At 69.7% G+C, this 22303-nt stretch carries 22 protein-coding genes; 16 read left to right on the forward strand and 6 right to left on the reverse strand.

Annotated elements, in window-relative coordinates; genetic code table 11:
* Positions 1–40 precede the first annotated feature (40 nt).
* From ACFOYY_RS05890 to ACFOYY_RS05905, 4 genes are all read left to right on the forward strand, one after another.
* Positions 41–1258: an MFS transporter gene (locus tag ACFOYY_RS05890; RefSeq protein ID WP_352014711.1), complete on the forward strand. Its 1218-nt coding sequence runs from the start codon at positions 41–43 to the stop codon at positions 1256–1258.
* A 172-nt stretch (positions 1259–1430) separates the two neighbouring features.
* A complete protein-coding gene (locus ACFOYY_RS05895) occupies positions 1431–2135 on the forward strand; it encodes a metal-dependent transcriptional regulator (protein ID WP_352014712.1) in 705 nt (234 codons plus the stop codon).
* A gap of 120 nt (positions 2136–2255) precedes the next feature.
* On the forward strand, positions 2256–4484 hold the full coding sequence (locus ACFOYY_RS05900; RefSeq protein WP_352014713.1) for an ATP-binding SpoIIE family protein phosphatase: 2229 nt from the start codon (positions 2256–2258) through the stop codon (positions 4482–4484).
* Between the two features lie 138 nt (positions 4485–4622).
* Positions 4623–5399: an alpha/beta fold hydrolase gene (locus ACFOYY_RS05905; protein WP_352014714.1), complete on the forward strand. Its 777-nt coding sequence runs from the start codon at positions 4623–4625 to the stop codon at positions 5397–5399.
* Positions 5400–5468: 69 nt separating this feature from the next.
* Here ACFOYY_RS05905 and ACFOYY_RS05910 read toward each other — a convergent pair whose 3' ends face one another.
* Entirely contained in the window at positions 5469–5630 is a 162-nt protein-coding gene (locus tag ACFOYY_RS05910) for a hypothetical protein (RefSeq protein ID WP_352014715.1), read from the reverse strand.
* Positions 5631–5750: 120 nt separating this feature from the next.
* On the opposite strand from ACFOYY_RS05910, the gene ACFOYY_RS05915 reads away from it, so the two are divergent.
* The gene (locus ACFOYY_RS05915) at positions 5751–6278 is read left to right on the forward strand and encodes a hypothetical protein (RefSeq protein WP_352014716.1); all 528 of its coding nucleotides are present in this window, start codon (positions 5751–5753) and stop codon (positions 6276–6278) included.
* Positions 6279–6376: 98 nt separating this feature from the next.
* Here the strand turns inward: ACFOYY_RS05915 and ACFOYY_RS05920 are convergent, their stop codons facing one another.
* A complete protein-coding gene (locus ACFOYY_RS05920) occupies positions 6377–7522 on the reverse strand; it encodes an acyl-CoA dehydrogenase family protein (protein WP_386188445.1) in 1146 nt (381 codons plus the stop codon).
* Positions 7523–7810: 288 nt separating this feature from the next.
* Between ACFOYY_RS05920 and ACFOYY_RS05925 the strand changes: the two genes are divergently transcribed.
* The 3 genes from ACFOYY_RS05925 to ACFOYY_RS05935 all read left to right on the forward strand — a co-directional run bounded on the left by ACFOYY_RS05925 (position 7811) and on the right by ACFOYY_RS05935 (position 11404).
* Complete coding sequence (locus ACFOYY_RS05925) at positions 7811–9121, forward strand: hypothetical protein (RefSeq protein ID WP_386188447.1); 1311 nt, start codon at positions 7811–7813, stop codon at positions 9119–9121.
* A 61-nt stretch (positions 9122–9182) separates the two neighbouring features.
* Complete coding sequence (locus tag ACFOYY_RS05930; protein WP_386188449.1) at positions 9183–10061, forward strand: class F sortase; 879 nt, start codon at positions 9183–9185, stop codon at positions 10059–10061.
* A 377-nt stretch (positions 10062–10438) separates the two neighbouring features.
* Complete coding sequence (locus ACFOYY_RS05935) at positions 10439–11404, forward strand: threo-3-hydroxy-L-aspartate ammonia-lyase (protein WP_362915218.1); 966 nt, start codon at positions 10439–10441, stop codon at positions 11402–11404.
* Between the two features lie 27 nt (positions 11405–11431).
* Here ACFOYY_RS05935 and ACFOYY_RS05940 read toward each other — a convergent pair whose 3' ends face one another.
* The gene (locus ACFOYY_RS05940) at positions 11432–12211 is read right to left on the reverse strand and encodes a methylenetetrahydrofolate reductase (RefSeq protein WP_386188451.1); all 780 of its coding nucleotides are present in this window, start codon (positions 12209–12211) and stop codon (positions 11432–11434) included.
* 107 nt (positions 12212–12318) lie between these two features.
* Here ACFOYY_RS05940 and ACFOYY_RS05945 point away from each other — a divergent pair, with 107 nt between their 5' ends.
* A complete protein-coding gene (locus ACFOYY_RS05945) occupies positions 12319–13236 on the forward strand; it encodes a hypothetical protein (RefSeq protein WP_386188453.1) in 918 nt (305 codons plus the stop codon).
* A gap of 9 nt (positions 13237–13245) precedes the next feature.
* Positions 13246–13773 carry a GNAT family N-acetyltransferase gene (locus tag ACFOYY_RS05950; protein ID WP_386188455.1) on the forward strand — a complete coding sequence of 176 codons (528 nt, stop codon included), beginning with the start codon at positions 13246–13248 and terminating at the stop codon, positions 13771–13773.
* Here the strand turns inward: ACFOYY_RS05950 and ACFOYY_RS05955 are convergent, their stop codons facing one another.
* Entirely contained in the window at positions 13774–14760 is a 987-nt protein-coding gene (locus ACFOYY_RS05955; protein WP_386188457.1) for an alpha/beta hydrolase, read from the reverse strand.
* 156 nt (positions 14761–14916) lie between these two features.
* Here ACFOYY_RS05955 and ACFOYY_RS05960 point away from each other — a divergent pair, with 156 nt between their 5' ends.
* From ACFOYY_RS05960 to ACFOYY_RS05985, 6 genes are all read left to right on the forward strand, one after another.
* Positions 14917–15330, forward strand: a complete 414-nt coding sequence (locus ACFOYY_RS05960) for a DUF4259 domain-containing protein (RefSeq protein ID WP_362781276.1) — start codon at positions 14917–14919, stop codon at positions 15328–15330.
* Positions 15331–15458: 128 nt separating this feature from the next.
* Positions 15459–16241: a class I SAM-dependent methyltransferase gene (locus ACFOYY_RS05965; RefSeq protein ID WP_386188459.1), complete on the forward strand. Its 783-nt coding sequence runs from the start codon at positions 15459–15461 to the stop codon at positions 16239–16241.
* Between the two features lie 179 nt (positions 16242–16420).
* Positions 16421–17332, forward strand: coding sequence for a hypothetical protein (locus ACFOYY_RS05970; RefSeq protein WP_352014727.1), 912 nt, complete (start codon positions 16421–16423; stop codon positions 17330–17332).
* A 12-nt stretch (positions 17333–17344) separates the two neighbouring features.
* A complete protein-coding gene (locus tag ACFOYY_RS05975) occupies positions 17345–18154 on the forward strand; it encodes a class F sortase (protein ID WP_362781281.1) in 810 nt (269 codons plus the stop codon).
* On the forward strand, positions 18151–19647 hold the full coding sequence (locus ACFOYY_RS05980) for a DUF2079 domain-containing protein (RefSeq protein WP_352014729.1): 1497 nt from the start codon (positions 18151–18153) through the stop codon (positions 19645–19647). Before ACFOYY_RS05975 ends, ACFOYY_RS05980 begins: the two co-directional genes overlap by 4 nt.
* A gap of 70 nt (positions 19648–19717) precedes the next feature.
* A complete protein-coding gene (locus ACFOYY_RS05985; RefSeq protein WP_362781285.1) occupies positions 19718–20869 on the forward strand; it encodes an acetyl-CoA C-acetyltransferase in 1152 nt (383 codons plus the stop codon).
* Positions 20870–20920: 51 nt separating this feature from the next.
* On the opposite strand, the gene ACFOYY_RS05990 is transcribed toward ACFOYY_RS05985, so the two are convergent.
* The gene (locus ACFOYY_RS05990; protein ID WP_386188462.1) at positions 20921–21073 is read right to left on the reverse strand and encodes a hypothetical protein; all 153 of its coding nucleotides are present in this window, start codon (positions 21071–21073) and stop codon (positions 20921–20923) included.
* A 191-nt stretch (positions 21074–21264) separates the two neighbouring features.
* On the reverse strand, positions 21265–21996 hold the full coding sequence (locus tag ACFOYY_RS05995; RefSeq protein WP_352014732.1) for a class I SAM-dependent methyltransferase: 732 nt from the start codon (positions 21994–21996) through the stop codon (positions 21265–21267).
* Positions 21997–22303 lie beyond the last annotated feature (307 nt).

Below are 22303 nucleotides of genomic sequence, written 5' to 3' on the forward strand. Positions count from 1 at the left end.
GGGATACGTGGCGGTCAGGAATCTCGTCAGGAGACTCGCGGTGGACACCCGTCCACTGCGGGTCCCGGCCTACCGGCGGCTCTGGATGGGTCAGGGCGTCTCGTTCATCGGCTTCCAGCTCACCTCGGTAGCGGTCAGCGCCCAGATCTACGGCATGACCGGCTCCTCCTTCTGGGTCGGCATGCTCGGCCCGACCAACCTGATCCCGCTGGTCGCCTTCGGCCTGTGGGGCGGGGCCGTCGCCGACGCCGTCGACCGGCGCAAACTGCTGCTGGTCGGCTCCCTGATCGCCTGGAGCGCGACGCTGGCCCTGCTCGCCCAGGCGCTCCTGCAGGTGTCGAGCATCGGCCTGCTGCTGGCCACCGTCGCCGTCCACGCCACCGGGTTCGCCATCACCGGCCCGACCCGGGGGGCGATCATCCCCAGGCTCGTCTCCACCGAGCTCGTCCCCGCCGCCAACACCCTCAACTTCCTGGTCGGCAACCTCGGGACCGTGATCGGCCCGCTGATCGCGGGCTTCGTGCTCGCCCAGAGCGGCGTCGCCGTCGCCTACCTGATCGACGCCCTGCTGTTCGGCGCCGGCTTCTACGCCGCCGTACGGCTGCCGCGCCTCGAACCGGTCGGCGCGGTGACCAGTCCCGGCCTGCGCTCCGTCGTGGACGGCCTGCGCTACATCTCCGGCCACCCCGTGGTGATGATGTCGTTCGTCGTGGACATCATCGCCATGGCGTTCGCGCTGCCCAGGGCGCTGTTCCCCGAGATCGTCGCCGAACGCTTCGGCGGTGACCCGCTCGCGTTCGGCTGGCTCTCGGCGAGCATCTCGATCGGCGCGGTCCTCGGCGGCCTGCTGTCCGGCTGGGTCGGCCGGATCAGCCGCCAGGGGCTCGCCCTGACGTTCGTGATCGCCGCCTGGGGCGTCAGCGTCGCCCTGGCGGGACTGGTCGGCCAGCTGTGGCTGATGATCGCCCTGCTGGCCCTGGGCGGCGCCGCCGACCTGGTCTCGGCCGTCTGGCGGCAGACGATCCTGCAGACCCACGCGCCCGACGACATGCGCGGGCGCATGCAGGGCGTGTTCACGGTCGTGGTCGCCGGAGGCCCCAGGCTCGGCGACCTCAGGGCGGGCGCGACGGCCGTGTGGTTCGGCGCCACGGCCTCCTGGGTCGGCGGGGGGATCGCGTGCGCCGTGGTGGTGCTCGCGGTCGGGCTGGCCGTACCGGCGTTCAGGCGTTACCGTTCCGCCGCCGCGGGGTCCAAGTGATCAGAGTGTTTGGGCAGGTTGGGAAGGATTTACCTGCCCCCGATGTTGCCATCGTTGGCCGCTGTGGGCGGATCTCGCAATAGGGTCAGAGTCCGAGGACTTCAGGTCTGTCGCTGTCCCCAGGGGAGGACGCCGCGACCGGCCTTGGAACGAGATAAGGACGGGAGGAGCCTTGACCGCACACGGCCTGATCGACACCACGGAGATGTACCTCCGCACGATCTTCGAGTTGGAGGAGGAGGGAATCACCCCTCTCCGTGCGCGCATCGCCGAGCGGCTTCAGCAGAGCGGTCCCACCGTCAGCCAGACGGTGGCCCGGATGGAGCGCGATGGCCTGGTCAGGGTTGAGGGAGACCGGCACCTGACGATGACCGACCTGGGACGCACGCTCGCCACGCGCGTCATGCGCAAGCACCGCCTCGCCGAGTGCCTGCTCACCCAGGTGATCGGCCTGCCATGGGAGGAGGTGCACGTCGAGGCCTGCCGCTGGGAGCACGTCATGTCCGAGTCCGTCGAGGCCAGGTTGGTCACGCTGCTGAACCACCCGAAGGAGGACCCGCACGGCAACCCCATCCCGGGCCTTGAGGAGTTGGGCGTCGCGGCCCAGGACGGCGCGGCCTGGCAGTCACTGCCGTCGATGGCGGCGCTGGCCGGACCCAGGGATATACCCGTTGTCGTCCGCCGAATTAGCGAACAAGTGCAAAGTGATCCGGCTGTGATGCTTAAACTCAAGCAAGTTGGGATACAACCCGGACGCGAGGTAACGCTCGCGGCAAGCGACGACGGTGTGCGGGTGACAGGTGACGACAAGGCGGAGAATACTCTGGCGGACCTCCCGCGAGACATCGCCGCGCATGTCTTCGTCTCCACCCGATGACCAAGATCCATCTGCTTGGTTGAAATCCCCCCGGGAGACCCTCCACTCCCCTGCCGAGACCGCAGCAGGAGCAACCGTGGTTCGCTTTGCGCAAAGCCGTCCCCAAGGGGTGGTCGCTGGATGAAACGGTGGGGGGATCTCTCACAGGACACCGCCGACCACCTTTCGGCGCATTCGGTCCTCGACCATGCCGAGATGGCGGTGGTCGTCACCGACCGCTTCAGCAACGTCGTCTACTGGAACCCCTTCGCGGAACGGCTGTTCGGCAGGCCGGGCCCGGCGGCCCGCGACCAGTCACGTTCCCTGGGCATCATGGAGAAGGACCACCCCCTCGCCGTCGAGCTCGCCAAGCACGTGCTCAAGGGCGGGGTGTGGGAGGGCACCTTCGACGTCAAGCGCGGCGACGGCACGATCATCTACGTCCGGGCCCAGGCCGTGCCGCTGCGGCACCAGTCGGGCTCGGTCACCGGCATCGTCATCACCGCCAGGGAGGCGATGCGCAGCAACGAACGCGAGAAGGACCGCTACGGCCTGCTCGAACGGATCGGCGAGCGCCTCGCGGGCTCGCTGTACGTCGAGGAGACGCTCAACCGCGTCGCCGAGATGCTCGTCCCGCAGTTCGCCGACCACTGCTTCATCGAACTCATGGACAACGGCAGGCTGACCAGGAAGGTCTCCAGCCACGTCCCGGGCTGGAGCCCGCCGCCCAACACCTGGGCCCCCATCGGCGCCGACATCAACTACCCGACCGGGCACTACGCCGAGATCGCGCTGCGGCGCCAGGAGACGATCCTCGTCGAGGACTTCTCCCAGACCAACTACCCCAGCCCCGGAGAGGCCAGCACCCGCCTCGCCGCCGAGATCGGGATGACCTCGGCCATCGTGGCGCCGCTGTGCGTGCGCGGTGAGGTCCTCGGGCTGATGTACCTCGGCCTGTCCAACCTGACCGACCGGCGCAGCCCGCACTACGACGCCTTCGACCGTGACTTCGTCGGTGCCGTCGCGACCCGGGTCGCGCTCGCCGTGGACAACGCGCTGCTGTTCGAGGAGGAGCGGCACACCGCCGAGTCCTTCCAGAAGAACCTGCTGCCCCCCGCGCCGCTGCCCGAGCTCGACGGCCTGGAGATCGCGGTCCGTTACTGCCCCGCGGCGCCGCTCGCCTCGCACGGCCAGGGCATCCAGACCCAGGTCGGCGGCGACTGGTACGACGTCATCCCGCTGTCGGCGGGCCGGGTCGGCATCGTCATCGGCGACGTCGAGGGCAGGGGAGCCAAGGCCGCCGCCGTCATGGGCCAGCTCAGGGCCGCGCTGCGGGCCTTCGCCCAGGACGACAAGCCACCCGCGGAGATCCTCGCCAGGCTCGACGACTGGACCCACAGCATCGCCACCCCCGAGTGGGACGACAGCGGTGCCGACATCAGCGTCCCGCCCATCGTCACCTGCCAGTACCTCGTCTACGACGCCTGGTCGCGCCAGCTGTCCTTCGCCAACGCCGGGCACGCCCCGCCGCTGCTCCTGGTCGACGGCACCTGCAGCGAGCTGGAGATCGAGGAGGTCGGCAAGCCCCTGGGCGTCCGCGCCCGTGGCATCAACGCCGACCTGGTCTACAAGGAGGAGACCCGCACGCTGCCCGCGGGGGCCGCGCTGCTGCTCTACACCGACGGCCTGGTCGACCGCCGTCCCCTGCGCGACGCCGACGGCAGGCCGCCGAGCGACGAGGAGACCCTCGCCGCGCTCTTCGGCAAGCTCATCGAGGTCTCCGACGACACGGTCGAGAACATCGCCCAGGCCGCGACGGACGCCGTCCCCGGCGAGATCGACGACGACATGGCCATCCTGGTCGTCAGGTCCGCCCGTGACGAGCTCGACGTCGAGGAACGCACCTTCCCCGCCCAGCCCATCATGGTCGGCGAGGCCCGCAGGATGGCGGCGGAGGCCTTCAGCGGCTGGAACGTCCCCGAGGAGCGCGCCGAGCTCGCCTGCCTGCTGGTCTCCGAGGTGGTCACCAACGTCGTGCTGCACGCGGCGAACGCCAGCGTCCCCCGTCGTGACCTGGTGATCGACACCACCACCCCCTTCTCCTTCGACGAGTCGTGGGACATCCCGGGCTTCGAGGACGAGGTCGTCAACGAGAAGGAGTTCACCCTGAGGCTCCGCAGGGGAGGCGAATCCGTCTGGGTCGAGGTGTTCGACCAGGACCTGCGCCTTCCCCGCATCCGCAGCGCGGGGGAGAACGACGAGGGTGGCCGGGGTCTCTACCTCGTCGACCAGCTCGCCAAGCGCTGGGGCTCCCGCCCGACCAGAGAGGGTAAGGCCGTCTGGTTCGAGATCCCCACCAAGTCACGCTGACCAGAATCAAGATCACTGCCAGGTTTCGTGAGCTTGTCCGGAAATTTCCCGCAGGTTACGCGTCCTGAGCCGGTGAGGCGGTCAGGGCATGGCGCCCCCGTCATAGAAGCCGGGGACGATCGGTGCTTCACTCGGGGGATGGATCTGGCCTTCGAACGTCGCGGGACAGGGGAGCCCCTGGTCCTGCTGCACGGAATCGGTCACCACTGGCAGGCGTGGCTGCCGGTGCTCGACCTGCTCGCGGCCGAGCGGGACGTGATCGCCGTCGACCTTCCCGGCTTCGGTGCCTCCCCGCCGCTGCCGCCGGGCTCGCCGTACACGGTGGAGAGCCTCGCCGACGCGGTCGAGACGTTCTGCGCGAGGCTTGGCTTCGGCGAACCCCACGTCGCGGGCACCTCCCTCGGCGGATACGTGGCCCTGGAGCTGGCCTCACGGGGGACGGTCCGTACGGCCACGGCGCTGTCGCCCGTCGGATTCTGGAACCGGAGCGAGCTGGTGTACTCGCGGGCGGTGCTCAGGACGTTCCGGGCACTGGCCTTCGCGCTGGACTCGGAGCGGGGCGAGGCCCTTGCGGCGAACCCGCTGGGTCACACGCTGGCCGCCGGGCTGCTCGTCGGCCACCCGTCCAGGCTCTCCGCACAGGACCTCTCCTCGGCCAGGCGGGCGCTGCGGGAGGCGCCGGGGTTCGACGACACCCTCGACTCGTTCGTCTGGCTGATGCCTCCGGCGCCGCCGAAGACGCCGGTGACCATCGCCTGGGGCGACCGCGATCGGCTGTTCCCCCGTCGGCAGGCCGTACGGGCCGCCAGGTGGTCGGGGCAGCGGGTGCGGCTGCTGCGGGGTTGCGGGCACCTGGCGATGAACGACGATCCGGCCCTGGTCGCGCGGGTGGTGCTTGAGGGGTCACGGAGCTGACGACGGGACCGTCGGCCCCGTTCCGTACGGCGTGCGGGGCCGGCCTCGTCGGGTCGGCGGCTCGGTGGGCTAGCGGAAGGTCTGGCCCCAGAGGGCGAGCATCACCAAGATGAAGACGATCATGATGCCGGCGTAGGCGACCGTGCCGAGCCGCATCGCGCGCCGTACCCGGTTGAGCCCCCAGGCGAACAGGAACGCCAGGAAGACCAGCAGGATCAGTCCGCTGTCCATCAACACCGCCTCAGGGGGAGCCTACGGTGACCAGTATGCGTCGACCGTGAGGATCTTGTGGCGATTAACCACGACACCGTTTCTCGTGGAATGGTGCTGTCCGTGAGTAGATGGGTGAAAGTGACACGCGTTCCTTCGGCCGTCCGGGGCTCCGTGCTCGCCGTCGCGCTCGCCGCCTGCCTGGCGGCCTGCTCCTCGGGAGGCTCGGGGACCTCGGGAGCCTCGGGGGAGAGCCCCTCGGCCGCCGCGTCGCCCACTGCGTCCGTCACCGCCGACACGTCGCAGGTGCCGTCCGAGACACCCAGTGAGAGCGTGCCGGACGTTCCGGTGGAGCCGAGCGTCACCCCCACGGCGACGCCGACACGCAGCGGGAGCGTTTCGCGGGTCGACGACGTGACGGGGCGGCTCAGCCCGCTGGGGAAGGAGTCGGTCGTGGTCGACGCTTCCGACGGGCCGCACGAGGTGCACCTCACCGGTGACACGGTCGTGCTCGACACGCAGGGGAGCGTCTGCCAGAAGGGGGCGGTTCCGCACCGCTGCACGTCGGCGGAGCTGTTCAAGGCGCTCAAGGCGGGGGTCACGTTCGAGGCGAGGGTACTGATCTCGGAGGGCGACGCGATCAAGATCGAGGAGATCGTCAAGGAGTGAGGGACCGGGCCGCCCTTCCGTGGTGGGAGGGCGGCGTCCCGGCGTTCCCGGGGCGTTGCGGCGTCTCCGAGGGGCCATTCGAGGGGTCATTCGAGGGGTCAGAAGCCGAACGAGCGGCCGATGATCTCCTTCATGATCTCGGTCGTGCCGCCGTAGATCGTCTGCACCCGGCTGTCGATCCAGGCCTTGGCCACGGGGTAGTCCATCATGTAGCCGTAGCCGCCGTGCAACTGCAGGCAGCGGTCGATGACCTTGTTCTGCAGCTCCGTGGTCCACCACTTGGCCTTGGCCGCGTCCACCGCGCTCAGCTCCCCGGCGTTGAGGGCGAGGACGCACCTGTCCACGTAGTGACGGGCGATCTCCAGCTCGGTGTCCAGTTCGGCCAGGACGAACCGGGTGTTCTGGAAGCTGCCGATGCTGCGGCCGAATGCCGTACGGGACCTGCAGTACTCGATGGTCTGCGCCAGGACGGCCTCCGCCGAGGCCACCGCCATGACCGCGATCGACAGGCGCTCCTGCGGCAGGTTGGCCATGAGCTGGTAGAAGCCCCGACCCTCCTGCCCACCGAGCAGGTTGGCCGCGGGAACCCGTACGTCGTCGAAGAACAGCTCCGCCGTGTCCTGGGCGTGCATGCCGATCTTCTCCAGGTTGCGGCCCCGGCCGAAGCCCTCCATGCCCCGTTCGACGACCAGCAGCGAGACGCCCTTGGCGCCCGCCTCCGGGTCGGTCTTGGCGACCACGACGACGAGGTCGGAGTTGATGCCGTTGGTGATGAAGGTCTTCTGGCCGTTGACGACGTAGTGGTCGCCCTCGCGCCTGGCGGTGGTCCTGATGCCCTGCAGGTCGCTGCCCGCGCCGGGCTCGGTCATCGCCACGGCCGTGATCAGCTCTCCCGAGGCGAACCCGGGCAGCCAGCGGGCCTTCTGGTCGTCGTCGGTGAGGTCGACGAAGTACGGCGCCATCACGTCGTTGTGCAGGGAGAAGCCGAGACCGGTGGCGCCGATCCGCATGACCTCCTCGACGATCACGGTGTTGTAGCGGAAGTCCTTGATCCCGGCGCCGCCGTACTCCTCGGGCACTCCGAAGCCGAACATGCCGATCTCCCCGGCCTTCCTCCACACCTCGCGGGGGACGATGCCGTCCTTCTCCCACCGGTCGTGGTGGGGAACCACCTCGCGGGCCATGAACTCGCGCACGGTCTCCAGGAAGAGCAGGTGCTCCTCCTGGAAGAGGTCTCGTCGCATGGGCTTGCCTCCTTGGGATACGAGGACAGAATACGATTCTGTTACCCATAGGTACACCCAGGTAGCGGGCGTTGTACGGCCTCCGCCGGAGATTCGGGCGGATCACAAGTCCGCCACAGTCTGCTGGGGGTCTTGTCATCTTCCTGCGTCATGCTGGGGCTGGGCAGTACGATCCGGAGCGAGTTGTGACTTTATGACCGGTTTTATGGCCAGATCCGATGATCGGAGCGACCAGTGGTTCGGTGGGGAGCAGGACTCCGCAAGGCAGTCGCGGCGTCAGTCCTAGGGGTGGCGGCTGGTTCCCTGGTCGTTCTGACGAGCTCTCAGAGCGTTGCCGACACGGACACCTATATCTCGGACTTCTTCTGCACTCCTCCGGCAAGTGATTTGGCTCCGGATGGAACGAAGATTCAGGTCAGGGTCGCTTTTCCGACGAAGGTCTACATCGGGCAGTCACTTGATATCAAGTGGACTCTGGGTGATTCCCCTTTCAAGGCTCCGGAGGACTCGCCCGCGAAGGCGCGTGTGGTCGCCCGGGGCAGCGCGGGGATATCCGACTACTGGAGCGGCACGGGAACGCTCGACTCGATGGGAGAGACCGTCGTCGCCAACGCTCTGCAGAAGGGCGCGCCGCTTCCCCTTCCCACATTGGCGCCGGGTTCCTACATCGTCGGGAAGGAAGGCGAGATCAAGGTCACGCCCAGGAGCCTCACGGTGCAGTACCTGCCCTCCGATGAGGTGATCGTCTTCAACGACAGTGTCAACGGGGCGGAAAACCCTGCGATCAAGTATTCCGTGGGCAACAAGTGGACTCGCAGGGCCGACGACAAAATCGACGACATCGGGAAAGACGTGCACGCGACCACTGATGATGGCGCGACCGCCGAGTTCTCGTTCACCGGCACTGGAGTCGAATACGTCACCGAACGCGATGACGACATGGGTGAGGTCGAAGTCACCCTCACCAAGGCTGGAAGTCCGGTCCAGCCTGCGACGAAGGTCAATGCCTCAAAGGAGGCGGACGGTCAGACCAACGTTCCGGCCGATGTGAAGCGGACGCAGCAAGTTCTTTGGTCCGTGAAGGGTTTGAAGTACGGAACGTACACCGTCAAGCTGAAGAACGCCTCCCCTGGAAAGTATTTGATCGTCGACGCTTTCAGGGTGCTCAAGGAACCGAAGCCCGAGCTTTATACAGATGTCGACAACTTCAATGCTGTCTGTAAACCCACCAAGGCCGAGACGGTGCCGGTGAAGGTCGAGAAGACGCCTGCTCCAACGGTTACCCCCACGACTCCGACCCCCACCCCCACCAGGACTCCGACCGTGGTGCCCAGCACCTACTACACGACCGTGCCGCCCCACACCGCCACTCCCAAGCCCACCCTCACCGTCACCGCGACCGTGACCCCCACCCGGCCGACGCCGACCGCTCCTCAGGTGATCGTGACGCCCAGCGGTGGTGCGCAGACGGGTGAGGCTCCCGACGAGAATCGTTCGGGCGCGGGGCTGATCGGCGGCGGGACGGCGATGGTGCTCGCGAGCGTGGTCGGCGGAGTGGCGTTGAGGCGGCGGCGTGCGGCGCACAGCCAGGGCCGCTGACACGAAGCGGGTCGATAGGGGACAGTAGGCGCATGCGCGGGGACAGGTAAGGAGGCGCCGGATGTATCCAGGGCCTTCACAGGGTCAGGGCCCCTACTACGGCGGCGGCCGTCCGCCCAGGAAGGGCGGCGGCCTCCTGCTGCCCACCCTGCTGGTGGTCGGCTCGCTCGGCGGGGTCGCCGCGATCATGGCCGGGCTGCTGACCTACCTGACGCCGGTCGCCGACGACGAGCCGTACGGCCCACCCGTGCCGCGGGCGGCCGACAGCATGATCGTGCAGGACGTCCCCACCCAGGGTGGCCAGGAGACGCAGGCCGTACAGCCGGGGCAGTCGCAGGATCCGCAGCCGCAGGAGCCGGTCGCGGCGGCCCCCGCCGAGGTGGGGCACGGCGGGCTCGACGCGCCGTTGACGGCCGCCGCTCCTACGGCGGCGCCGCCGCTGCCCGTGGTCAAGCCCCCCGCGCCGCTCAAGAGCGCGGGGGTACGGCCGAACAAGCTGGCCATTCCCAAGATCGGGCTGCTGGCTCCGCTGATGGCGCTGGGTGTCGACGCCAAGAAGGAGATCCAGACCCCGCCGTTGAGCAAGCCGAACCTGGCAGGTTGGTACAAGAACGGCCCGGTCCCCGGGCAGCAGGGCCCCTCGGTGGTGCTCGGGCACGTGAACACCCGCAGTGGGGCGGCCGTCTTCAGCCGCCTGAAGGAGATCAAACGCGGGGACAAGATCAAGGTATCCAGGTCGGACAGGACCATCGTGGAGTTCACCGTGGACGGGGTCGAGCAGGTCAGCAAGACGTCGTTCCCGTCGAAGCGGGTCTACGGCAACACCGGAGAGGCGACTCTGCGCCTGATCACCTGCGGCGGCGTCTACAACAGCCGGACCCACCACTACACCGACAACATCATCGTCTACGCGACCCTGTCGGCCACCCGCAAAGCCTGACCCGCGAAGCCTGACCCGAGAGGCCTGGCCTGCAAAGCCTGACCCGCGAAGTCTGAGCCGATCAGTCTGGTCCGTGCAGCCCGCTCCGCGGTGCCTGACCCGCGAGGCCTGGTCCGGGAAGTCCGGCTCGCAGGGTCTGGTCCGTGAGGCCCGACCCGCGGAACCCGCCCTACGGGGTCTGGTTCGCGGTGCCGGGCCCACAAGCCCTGACCTGCGAGGACCGTCCCGGGAAGCCTGGTCGACGGGGCCCGGATCCGTGCGGCCCGACCGGGAGGCGGACCGGCGGGAGGGCTGACGCGAACGGCCGGGGCGGTTACCGTGGTCGTGTCGAAGATCGTTGCGAACCGTCGAAGAACCCCGAAGGGGAGAAGCCGCCGATGCTCCAGCTGCCGACCTACGACGACGTCCGGGACGCCGCCGCCCGTATCTCCTCCCACGCGCACCGCACCCCCGTGCTGCGCTCGCGCCGGATCAACGAGAGCGTCGGCGCCGACGTGGTGTTCAAGTGCGAGAACCTTCAGCGCATGGGCGCCTTCAAGTTCCGTGGCGCGTTCAACGCCCTGTCCCGGTTCACCCCGGAGCAGCGGCGCGCGGGCGTGGTCGCCTACTCCTCGGGCAACCACGCCCAGGCCGTGGCGCTGGCCGCCAGGATGCTGGACATCCCGGCCACGATCGTCATGCCCCACGACGCGCCCGCCGCGAAGGTCGCCGCGACCAAGGGGTACGGCGGGCGGGTCGTCGGCTACGACCGCTACGCCGAGGACCGTGAGGAGATCGGCCGCGCGCTGGCCGTGGAGCACGGGCTCACGTTGATCCCGCCATACGACCATCCGGACGTCATCGCGGGGCAGGGCACCGCCGCCCTGGAGCTGCTGGAGGAGGTCGGCGACCTCGACGCGCTGTTCGTGCCGCTCGGCGGGGGCGGGCTGCTGTCCGGCACCGCGCTGGTGGCCAAGGAGCTGTCGCCGGGCTGCGCGCTGTACGGCGTGGAGCCCGAGGCGGGCGACGACGGCCTGCGGTCCCTGCGCCAGGGGAGCGTCGTCCACATCGACACCCCGGTGACCATCGCCGACGGCGCGCAGACCCAGCATCTCGGCGCCCACACCTTCGCGATCATCAGCCGCGACGTCGACGACATCGTCACCGCGACCGACGCCGAGCTCGTCGAGGCCATGCGGACCTTCTTCGCCACCATGAAGATCGTCGTCGAGCCCACCGGCGCACTCGGCCTCGCCGCCGTCCGCAGGCTCGCGGGAGACCTGGCGGGACGGCGGATCGGTGTGATCATCAGCGGCGGCAACGTCGATGTCGACCGTTTCGCCGCACTGCTGACCGGCCGCTGACCGGCCGGGCGTTCTGGGACGAACCTGTCAGAGCAGTTCCTCAAGCCGGGCGGCGACCTGGCGGTAGCGGGAGACCGGGATCAGGTGAACCCCGTCGAAGGCGCCGGATTCGCGGATCTTGAGGACCTGCTCGCAGGTGGCCTCGACCCCGGCCTGGCGGTCGGCGGCGACCGTGCGGACCAGGTCCTCGGGGATGTCGATGTCCGGGATCGCGGCGGAGAGACGCCGGGCGTGGTTCTCGCTGGCCAGGACCATCACGCCCGCGTAGACGGGGACCTCGACGGGGTTGGCCTCCCGCCACCTCAGCAGGGCCTCCAGGGAGAAGCTGACCTGGACGAAGACGAAGTCGGCCGCGTGCTTCCAGGCGGGCAGCGGGCGAAGGCCGGCGGCCGTACCGACCTGGAAGGGGCGCACCCCGGCGAAGGCGGGGTCGTCCGGCAGGGCACGGACCTCCTCGATCATCGCGCGCACGTTCAGGTCGCCGGTGCGGTTGCCCGTCGCCGGCTTGTCCCCGTAGACGAACAGGAAGCGGTCGACGCCGTAGGCCGCGGCGGTCAGCAGGTCGCGGCGGAACCCCAGCAGGTTGCGGTCGCGTGAGTTGAGGCACGCGATGCTACGGCCTCCCATCGCCTCGACCTCGTGCGCGACCGCCACGCTGGAGACCGTGGCACGGCCGATGTGGTTGTCGGGCACCAGGAAGGTGTCGGAGATCTTGCTCAGGGTTCCGATCTGGTGCCGGACGTGCATCAGGTCGGGCCGGGTCGGCGGCTCGATCTCGCAGATCACCTGGAATGGGGAAGTCGTCATGGACCAAATGTAGGCAGACCGAAGCGGGGAGGCCACCTGCTTTCCTCGCGTATAAAGCGCTTCGGGAAAACGGAAATCGCATTTCTGAAACGGTTAGGATCCAGCACATGGCGACTACGCGGGCCGGCAACCGTAGAATCCGGATAATCGTCGACCCCGCCCTTCCTGAGGAGACGGCGACCGTCCTCGGTGACAACGCGCTCATGCTCGAAAAGGTGCGAAAAGGCTGGAAACCCCTGCCACCGCCCAGGAAGCGGTCGGCCGCCTCCCTCGCGGTCAAGGGAATGCTGACGGCATTGGCCCTTGTCGCCGCGGTTTTCGTCGGCGCCGGTCTTCTGGTCGAGATCGTGCTTTCCCTCACGCTGGTCGGCCTCGTCGTCGCCGCGATACGGGCCGCCGGCGACGCGGAGGACCGCCTTTCTCCGGAACACGTCTTGTACGGCCTCGCCGAAGACTGCCGGGAGAGTTATCTCCTTGAGGAGGATTTCGACGACGCGGCGAGAGAACTGCTCGTCAGGACGAGGACGGCGGCCGGTTCGATCCTCGGTTCGCGGGTCAACGCCGAGGGTCTTCTCGACGACGTGCGCAACACGGTGGTCCTGCCCGCGCAGGAGTGGGAGATCGCACGCCTGCTGGCCAAGCTGTCCGCGTTGCGCGCGGAGCACAGGACACTCATGGCCGGTGGGGTGACCCCGGAGGTCTCGGCCGCGGTGCGGCCCCTGGAACGGGTGCTGGCCGAGAGCGAGAAGGCGGTCGTCGCCAGGGTCGAGGCGATCGAACGCTACGCCGCCCATGTCGCGCGGGCGGAACAGGCCCAGCGGGCGCATGACCAACTGCGGGCGTTCGCCGAACGACTGCCGCGCTACGAGGAGCTGCTCGCCGAGTCGGGGGCGGACGCGCTGGCCGTACCCGAGGTCGGGCGGCTGGCCGAGGAGGCCGACGAGCTTGAGCGGGCGCTGCGGGACAGCCTCGGGGCGGCGCGGGAGGTCTTCGGGCATCTGGACGGTTCGCCCGGCGGTTCGTAGCGTGACGGCATGAGCGTTGATCAGGTGGCGTTACGGCCGATCGTCGAGGAGGACCTGGAGACGCTTGGGCGCTTCTCCGTCGAGCCGGAGGCGGCGGGGCTGTTCGGCTGGCTCGGCTGGTCGGACCCCGGCAGGTGGCGCAGGAAGTGGGCGAAGAACGGCTTCTTCGACGCCGAGGGTGGCCTGTTGCTGGTCGTCAACGGCGCGGAGCGGCTGGGCTTCGTCTCCTGGCGCAGGATCCTGACCGCGCAGACCTCACACTGCTGGAACCTGGGGATCGCCCTGCTGCCCGAGGCCAGGGGCCGGGGCTTCGGCACCCGGGCGCAGCGCCTGCTGGTGGAGTACCTGTTCGCGCACACGCAGGTGGTCAGGGTCGAGGCGGTCACCGAGGACGCCAACCTCGCCGAGCAGCGCGCGCTGGAGAAGGCGGGCTTCACCCGGGAGGGCGTGCTGCGCGGTTACTCGTTCAGGAACGGTCACTGGCGTGACGGGGTGATCTACAGCGTGCTGCGCGAGGAGGTCGACCTGCCCGGCTGATCACCCGGCGGCGACTCTGGCGATCTCGGCGAGGACGAGGCCGGGCTGGGCGTTCTGCACGTAGTGCTCGGTGGTCGAGGCCGTCACCAGGCGACCCCGGCTCGACAGCGCCGCCAGGCTCCTGGCGTGCCTGGTGTCCTCCTCCGGCTGTCCCGCCGGGACGATCACCGTGACCGGCAGGTCGCCCCACGCCCCGGGACGGACCGTCGCGGCCACCTGGGCGGCGCTGTCCACCGACGCCCACGCCTCGGCGCGGGCCGCCGCCATGCTGCCCGAGCCGTAGACGACGGTGGCGTTCGCGCGGGCCGTCGGGGTCGCCTCCGGAGGCACGAAGGCGTCGCCGCGCAGTCTGAGCAACCCGACCCGGGCGACGAACTGGTTGACGCCGAGCTGTACGGCCATCAGCGGCCGGGAGATCCGCAGCGCCGTCAAGGCCGTCTCGTCGGTGACGTCGATCAGCACGAGCCCGGCGGTCAGGCTCCGCCGGCGGTCGGCGAAGACCCGTACGACGTTGCCGCCGAAGGAGTGCGCGACCAGCACGTACGGCCCGGCCTCCCCGGAGGCGGCCAGCAGCGCGTGCAGCTCTCCGGCCAGGCGCTCCGCCGTACGGGGGGAGGGTCCCTCCTGGCTCCAGGCGTATCCCGCCCGGTCGTAGGAGCACACCCGGGAGCGGGCGGACAGGCGGCGCTGGATCACCTCCCAGCTCGCGCTCGACTCGGCCAGTCCCGCTTCGAGCACGACGGTCGGGGCGCCCCGGCCGGTGCAGTACAGGTGCAGGCGGTGGCCGCCCACGTCGACCAGCCGTCCCGGTGCCCGGTGCTCCCGCGCGTCGGCCCGTGAGGCGTTCGACTCGTAGGCGAACCCCACCCCAGAGGCCAGCACGAGCAGGACCAGGGCGAAGGCCGCTGCCCGGAGCAGTGTCCGCAGCAGTCTGCGACCTCTCCTGGGGCGTGGTCTCGTGGTGCGTTCCGGGTTTCTGTCCGCCATGTCTCGAAGGTAGGGACGCGGATGGCCCGTTTCCTCCTCCACGCTGGGGGACCCGTCCACGCCCCCTCATCCGGTCGAAGGAGAACTTTGGGTGATTTGTCGGAGGTGCCGCCTAATCTCCGAACCGAGGAAGAGGCCGGTGAGGAGAGGTGCGACATGGGAGCCTGGGATCTGGGACCGTTCGACAACGACGGGGCACTCGACCTGCTGGCGCATCTCGACGGTACGGCGGACCCGGCGGCGGCCCTGTCGGAGGCGCTGCGGGAGATCCTCGACCAGGACGACTACGTCGAGGGGCCGGACATGGCGGGCGCGGTCGCGATGGCCTGTCTCACGATCGCCCGTCTGGCCGGTGCCGAGTCCGTCGCCCTGACCGACCCGGTGGCGGTCAGATGGCTTGAGGGCAACCCGTTCCAGGTGGACGCGGCGTTGCGCGGGCTCGCCGCCGACCTTCTCGACCGGGCGGCCCGCCCCGGGGACAACGAACTGTACGACCTGTGGCAGGACGCGGACTCCCTTGACGAGTGGCTCGCGACCCTGACTCCCTACCGCCGGGCGCTGGCCGGGTGATCGACGGTCACCCGGAGTGATGGTATGGCCCTTTTACCCGAGGGTTCACCCGTGCTCACCAGGCGATTTACCAGGAAAACCCTTTTTTTCACGATGAGCCATGAAATATGGACCTATATCGTGATGGCATGGGTGGACCCAGCGCTTTCCCCGGCATCGACCCCGAGTCCGCGGCCCGCAGGGCGTCATCGTTCGGCGGCCAGGCTGAGGCCTACGCGCGGGAGCGGCCCGACTACCCCGACGCCGCCGTGCTGTGGGCGCTCGAACCCGTCAGGGGCTCGCAGCCTCCGCGCGTCCTCGACCTGGGAGCGGGCACCGGGAAGCTGACCGAGGTGCTGCTGAGGCACGTCACCGATGTCGTCGCGGTCGAGCCGGACCCGGCCATGCTCCGCCAGTTCCGGGTACGGCTGCCCAGGGTCGAGGCCCTGCCGGGCGGCGCGGAGCGGATCCCGCTGCCGGACAGTTCGGTCGACGCGGTCCTGGTCGGGCAGGCGATGCACTGGTTCGACCTCGACCGGGCCGCGCCGGAGATGGCCCGGGTCCTGGCGCCCGGCGGGGTGGTCGCGGGGTTGTGGAACCTCGACGACGACCAGGTGCCGTGGGTGAACGGGCTGAAGGAGGTCGCGCGCAGCACGGTCTCCCGCACGCAGTGGCGTCCCGACATGCTCGAACTCGGAGAGCCGTGGTTCGGCCCGGTCGAGCAGGCCTGGTTCCCGCACAGCCAGCGCAGGACCGCCGAGTCCATGGTCGCCACGATCGCCACCCACTTCCACGTGCTGACGCTTCCCGAGGGAGACCGCGCCGAGCTGCTGGGCAGGATCGCCGACTACCTGCGCTCGACTCCGGAGACCGCGCGGGGTGAGTTCGAACTGCCGATCACCACGGTGGTGATCCGGGCGCTGCGCGCCTGAGAGGTCTTTTTCCTGGCGTGCACTGTCTTGATGAGACAGGACGGAATTTATGCCCGTTTTGCCAAGACACGTGCATCTCTCTGCTTGTGTTCATAGGATCTATGCCGGACTGTGACCATCGCCTGGAATCGTGGGCAACCGCGCCAAAGCGGTCAGCTGTGCCGAAACGGAGAGTAACTGTGCTGAGGTCCAAGACGCGTCGTCGCGTCGCGGCGAAGACGGCAGCCGGAGTGGTCGGCGCGGGCATCCTCCTCGGCGCGGTTCCCGCGATCGCCTCGATGACGGCGGTGGCCAAGCCGGTCACCTACACGTGCACCGCGGCCTCGGGTACCGGCACCGCCGGCACCTACAAGATGCAGATGGACCTGTCGGGCCCCCTCACGACCCCCACTCCGAGCGCGACCGTCGTGGTGACCTGGAAGGCCGGTCAGCCCCCCGCGCCGCCGAACCTGGTCGCCCCGGTGGCCATCGCCGCGGGGGACCGGATCGTGATCGAGGCGGACACGTCGATCTCCGGGCCCGTGCCGACAACCACGGGGGACATCCACTCGGTCCTGGCCACGACGACGCCCGGGGTCGTGGCCGTCAACGGAGTGCTGCCCCCGCTGCCCACCGTGCTGGTCACCGTGGTCCCGACCGCGGCCGGGGTCGTCACGGTCCGGCCGGACGCCTTCTCCGTCAGCCACCAGGCGGCCGCGGGCACCGGGACGGAGACCCTCATCTACGACTGCCTGGTCGCCACCCCGGCGGAGGCGACCGCCGCCGCGCTGCTGGTCACCGTCAAGCCGACCGGCGCGGCCACCACCACGCCGACCACGACCGCGACCACCACCCCGACGACGACGACCACTCCGGCCGACACGCCCACTCCCGAGCCGGTCGTGACCATCACCCAGACCAAGACCGCCAAGCCCCCCAAGCCCAGGAAGTCCGGGCATGTCGCCGAGACCCCCGGTGGCGGCGCCTCGACGGGCGGGGGAGGGGACGCCGGTCCCGACGCCAGGATGTTCGTCCTCGGCGGGACGGCGATGATCTTGGCGGCGGGGATCGGCGGGTTGATGCTGCGGCGCCGTACGGCGACCCGGGGCTGACCGGGGCGCCGCATGACCACCCCGCCACCGGAAGGCTGGCCGCCGGAGCACCCCGCACAGCCGTACGACCAGGGGTACTACCCCTACCCGGAGTACGAGGAGCCGTACGGCGACCGGGCCGGGGGCGGCAGGATCCTGCGCTCGGTGCTCATCCTCGCCGGGGCGGCCGGGGTGGTCACGGTGCTGGTCGGCCTGCTGATGATGGCGGTCTCCCCGGACGAGTACGGCCTGGCCGAGCAGCGCACGACGCTGCCGCCCCGCAGCGCGGTCAACGCCACCGCGCCCGCCGACCCCTACTTCAGGGCCGATCCGACCGCGCCGCCGCCCGAACCGCGCCTGCCTCCCGCCCCCGCGATGCAGCCCTCGACCCCGCTACGCCTGGTCATCAAGCGGCTGAACATCAACGCGCCGATCACCTCGGTCGGACTCGACAAAAAAGGCGCGATCGAGGTGCCGTCGGTCGGCAATCCGAACCTGGTCGGCTGGTACCGTTCGGGGCCGACGGCGGGCGAGGCCGGTCCCGCGATCATGCTCGGGCACAAGGACACGCGCTCGGGAAGCGCGGTCTTCAGCCGCCTGGCCGAGATCAGGAACGGCGACGAGATCGAAGTCCGGCGGCAGGACGGCATCATCGCGGTTTTCACGGTAGACGGACTCGAACAGGCGGACAAGACGGTGTTCCCGACACAGCGCGTATACGGCGACTCGCCGATACCCCGGCTTCATGTGATCACCTGTGGCGGTACCTACAACCACACGACCGGCCACTACACCGACAACGTCATCGCCTACGCGACGATGACGAGCACCCGCAGAGCATGAGCGCGGTGACCGCGACCGCCGAGGAGCCGGTCGACAGGACGGACAAGGCACGCGACGTCCCGGCGTTCCTGCGCGAGCGGCGACACGGTCTGACGCTCGGCGCGCTCGTCGCCCTGGCCACCGCGGCCTACAGCGTGCTCGGGCTGGTCAAGTTCTCGGCGTTCAAGGCGAGCATCTTCGACCTGGTCATCTTCGACCAGGCGGTGCGCGGGTACGCGAGTTTCGGGCCGCCGGTCGCCCCCTCGGTCGGCATGTTCTACAACCAGGGCATGGACTTCGTCCAGCCGGCCGACCACTTCTCGCCGATCCTGGCCGTCCTGGCCCCGCTGTACTGGGTGTACGACGACCCGCGGACCCTCATCGTCGCGCAGGCGGCGCTGCTCTCGCTGGCCGCCGTCCCCGTCTGGCACTACACGAGCCGCCGTCTCGGCCCGGTCCCCGCGCACCTGGTCGCGGTCGCCTACCTGGTCTCCTGGCCGGTCGCGCAGGCCGCCGGGTTCGACTTCCACGAGGTGGCGTTCGTCCCGCTGCTCAGCGCGATCATGATCGAGCGGGCGGACGCGGGCAGGACCCGCTACGCCGTCCTCGCCGCCATCGGCATCCTGCTGGTCAAGGAGGACATGGGCCTGCTGGTCGCCGGGTTCGGGGTCTACCTGTTCCTCATCAGACGCAGGCTTGAGGGGACGGCCCTCGTCCTGATGGGCGGCGGCGCGCTGCTGCTCATCCGCGGCGTGGTGATGCCGATGATCGGCTCGGGCGGCGAGGGCTTCCACTGGGCGTACGGCAGTCGCGGCGCGACCCTCGGCGAGGTGGCGCTGTCCATCGTCCGTGACCCGTTCGGCACGCTGTGGCAGATGGTCAGCCCCGAGGTCAAGGTGGACACCATGGCCTTCCTGCTGTGGCCGATGCTGCTGACCGCGCTGCTGTCCCCGCTGGTCCTGGTCGCCGTCCCGCTGCTGGTCGAACGGTTCCTGGCCGACCGGCCGCAGTGGTGGGGGACCGACTTCCAGTACAACGCCTTCCTCGCGGCCATCCTCGTCTGCGCCGCCGTGGACGGTGTCCACCGGCTCTCCGGACGGCTGCGCGGGCGCTTCCCCGAGCGGTCGCGGGCGCTGGCCGGGCACTGGGCCTTCGCGGTCTGCGTGATCGGGCTCACCCTGGTGCCGCGCTTCGCCCTGGGCAACCTCGTCGAGTCGTCCTTCTTCACCGAGGAGCCGTCCGTCGCGGCGGCGCGCGAGGCCGTGGCCACGGTCCCCGACGGGGTGGTGGTCGAGGCGGCCAACAACGTCGGTCCCGCGCTCAGCGCCAGGACGACGGTGCTGCTGTGGGGTCCGCAGGCGTACGGCGCGCCGTGGATCGTGGCCGACGTGACGCGCTGGACCTTCCCCTTCGGGGGTCCCGAGGTGCAGCAGCAGCGGGTGGACGAGGCGTTGCGCACGGGCTACACCAAGGTGTTCGACAGGGATGGCTACGTCGTCCTCAAGCGGTCCTGACCACCGTCACGCCGACCGAGGTAACCTGCTGGTAACCGAACAATGCTCGGTTCTGTGAGCAGGAGGCACCGTGGCAGAGGCGTACATCGTCGGGGCGGTCCGCACCCCGGTCGGCAGGAAGCAAGGAGGGCTGTCCACCGTCCACCCCGCGGACCTGGCGGCCCACACGCTCAGGGCGCTCGTCGAGCGCACCGGCGTCGATCCGTCCGCGATCGAAGACGTGATCATGGGCTGCGTCATGCAGTTCGGCCCGCAGAGCATGGACATCGCGCGCACCGCCTGGCTGTCGGCCGGGCTGCCGGAGGGCGTGGCCGGGGTGACCGTCGACCGGCAGTGCGGCTCCTCCCAGCAGGCGCTGCACTTCGCCGCCCAGGGCGTGCTCTCCGGCACCCAGGACCTCGTGGTCGCCGCCGGGGTCGAGTCCATGAGCGTCGTACCGATGGGCTCCCCCGTCACCGCCGCCCTGGAGAAGGGCCTGCCCTCGCCGTTCGGCGAGGGCTGGGCCGAGCGGTACGGCAGGCAGGAGATCTCCCAGTTCCGCGGGGCCGAGCTGATGTGCGAGAAGTGGGACCTGAGCCGCGAGGAACTGGAGCGCTTCGCCTGCGAGAGCCACCGGCGCGCGCTCGAAGCCGTCGCGGAGGGCCGCTTCCGCGACCAGATCGTCCCCGTCGCGGGCGTCGAGAACGACGAGGGCCCCCGCGCCGACACCACCCGGGAGAAGATGGCGGGCCTCAAGACCCTGCGGGAGGGCGGCCGGATCACCGCGGCGACCTCCTCGCAGATCTCCGACGGCTCCGGCGCCCTGCTGGTCGCCTCGGAACGGGCGCTCCGCGAGCACGGCCTGACCCCCAGGGCCCGCGTCGTCACCCTGACGCTCACCGGCGACGACCCGGTCCACATGCTGACCGCGCCCATCCCGGCGACCAGGAAGGCCCTGGCCAGGGCCGGGCTCACGGTGGACGACATCGACGTCTTCGAGGTCAACGAGGCCTTCGCCCCGGTGCCGCTGGCCTGGCTCAAGGAGATCGGCGCCGACCCGGAGCGGGTCAACCCCAACGGCGGCGCGATCGCCCTGGGTCACCCCCTCGGGGCGACCGGGGCGATCCTGATGACCAAACTCCTGCACGAGCTGGAGCGGACCGGCGGCCGGTACGGCCTGCAGACGATGTGCGAGGGCGGCGGCCAGGCCAACGTCACCGTCATCGAACGCCTCGACGGCTGAGACCCGGCGGTGCCCACCCGGAACGGGGTGGACACCGCCTCCGGCCGGCCGTCAGCGACCACCCCGGCCGGGAATCCGGCGCGGCTGCCGGGTGTGCCGGGCGGGAACGGGCGGCATCGGCACCCGCCTGGGCGCCGGGGCCCGCTCGGGCAGCGGGATACGAGGCGTGACGGTCTGCTGCTTTTTGGCAACGCGAATTCGCATATGGACTCCTTGGAAGATCATGACGACGCGGTCTGTGCCGTGCCGGAACCTCAGCTGCCGCGTCAGACGAACGGGGCCAGAGAGCTGAGCGCGGGCGGACCGGCGACGGCCGGTCAACGCCTGCTTTCTAGGAGTTGATCCACATGCGGACCACCGTACGGCGGGCCCGCCGTACGGTGCAACGGGTTTTTCTACCGGGGGACGCGGGCCACGCAGAAGACGGTCTGACCGAACGGCGGACGCACGAAACGCTCGATGAACCGGGTCGCCGGGACGACCGTACGGTCGTAGATCTTGACCAGACGCGGGTCGGGGTAGCCGACACCGCCCCGGCGGACCGCCACCCACCAGGCGATGCCGCCCAGGAAGTTGATCGGCTTGAGCACGTCGATGTCCAGGCCCGCCTTGGAGACCGTGCTGCGCAGGGTCGCGGGGGTGTAGCGGGTGACGTGGCCGACCTTGCGGTCGAAGTCTCCGTAGAGCTGCATGTAGCCCGGCACCCAGATGACGATCCGGCCGCCGGGCGCGGTGACCTTCGCCAGGGAGCGCAGCGCCTCGACGTCCTCCTCGATGTGTTCGAGGACGTTCATCATCACGACCGTGTCGACCTTCTCACCGATCGGGATGTCGGTCGGCAGGCCGAACTGCAGCACGTCCACGTCGTCGCGCTCGGCGAAGCGCTTGTTGAGCTGCTCGACGCAGTAGGGGTCGAAGTCACTGACCACCAGCCTGTCCAGGCGGGGCAGGAACGACTCGGCGAAGTGCCCGAGGCCCGAACCGATCTCCAGCATGGACTTCCCCACGTGCGGGGCGACCATGTCGAGCTCGTACTGCCGGTAGTTCCTGGCCTCGTCCCCACCCAGGTGGTTCTCCAGGGCCTCGTCACCGGCCGCCGGTTGCACTACGCGGTCATACCCAGACATGCGGTTCCGTCCAGCTCACTCATCGGGGAGCCGCGTCGCCCACGACTTGGAGGGCGTCCACGGCCGGGAAACAGCAAGAGTCTAGTGTCGCTTCCCCCGCGGCGACTCCGGAAACGCCCCCATGACGTCCCTGGGAACCCCTTCGTGACGGCCGGGGAGACACCGGACACCGACGAAACGAGGAGGGGTCCGGAGGAGGAATCCCACCCCGGAGGACTTCGACAAGAGGCCGCTGACCTGCGCATCGGCGTGAGATATGCGCCCCGGGAGAAGAACGGACAACCGCGGGTCCTCCGTCAGACCGGGA

It is taken from the genome of Streptosporangium jomthongense (genome assembly GCF_042650425.1).
GTDB lineage: Bacteria > Actinomycetota > Actinomycetes > Streptosporangiales > Streptosporangiaceae > Streptosporangium.

Coding starts and splice junctions, on each gene's coding strand:
- ACFOYY_RS05900 (WP_352014713.1), top strand. CDS start 2,256: ATGAAACGGTGGGGGGATCTCTCACAGGACACCGCCGACCACCTTTCG.
- ACFOYY_RS05905 (WP_352014714.1), top strand. CDS start 4,623: ATGGATCTGGCCTTCGAACGTCGCGGGACAGGGGAGCCCCTGGTCCTG.
- ACFOYY_RS05910 (WP_352014715.1), bottom strand. CDS start 5,630: ATGGACAGCGGACTGATCCTGCTGGTCTTCCTGGCGTTCCTGTTCGCC.
- ACFOYY_RS05920 (WP_386188445.1), bottom strand. CDS start 7,522: ATGCGACGAGACCTCTTCCAGGAGGAGCACCTGCTCTTCCTGGAGACC.
- ACFOYY_RS05930 (WP_386188449.1), top strand. CDS start 9,183: ATGTATCCAGGGCCTTCACAGGGTCAGGGCCCCTACTACGGCGGCGGC.
- ACFOYY_RS05935 (WP_362915218.1), top strand. CDS start 10,439: ATGCTCCAGCTGCCGACCTACGACGACGTCCGGGACGCCGCCGCCCGT.
- ACFOYY_RS05940 (WP_386188451.1), bottom strand. CDS start 12,211: ATGACGACTTCCCCATTCCAGGTGATCTGCGAGATCGAGCCGCCGACC.
- ACFOYY_RS05945 (WP_386188453.1), top strand. CDS start 12,319: ATGGCGACTACGCGGGCCGGCAACCGTAGAATCCGGATAATCGTCGAC.
- ACFOYY_RS05950 (WP_386188455.1), top strand. CDS start 13,246: ATGAGCGTTGATCAGGTGGCGTTACGGCCGATCGTCGAGGAGGACCTG.
- ACFOYY_RS05955 (WP_386188457.1), bottom strand. CDS start 14,760: ATGGCGGACAGAAACCCGGAACGCACCACGAGACCACGCCCCAGGAGA.
- ACFOYY_RS05960 (WP_362781276.1), top strand. CDS start 14,917: ATGGGAGCCTGGGATCTGGGACCGTTCGACAACGACGGGGCACTCGAC.
- ACFOYY_RS05965 (WP_386188459.1), top strand. CDS start 15,459: ATGGGTGGACCCAGCGCTTTCCCCGGCATCGACCCCGAGTCCGCGGCC.
- ACFOYY_RS05975 (WP_362781281.1), top strand. CDS start 17,345: ATGACCACCCCGCCACCGGAAGGCTGGCCGCCGGAGCACCCCGCACAG.
- ACFOYY_RS05980 (WP_352014729.1), top strand. CDS start 18,151: ATGAGCGCGGTGACCGCGACCGCCGAGGAGCCGGTCGACAGGACGGAC.
- ACFOYY_RS05990 (WP_386188462.1), bottom strand. CDS start 21,073: ATGCGAATTCGCGTTGCCAAAAAGCAGCAGACCGTCACGCCTCGTATC.
- ACFOYY_RS05995 (WP_352014732.1), bottom strand. CDS start 21,996: ATGTCTGGGTATGACCGCGTAGTGCAACCGGCGGCCGGTGACGAGGCC.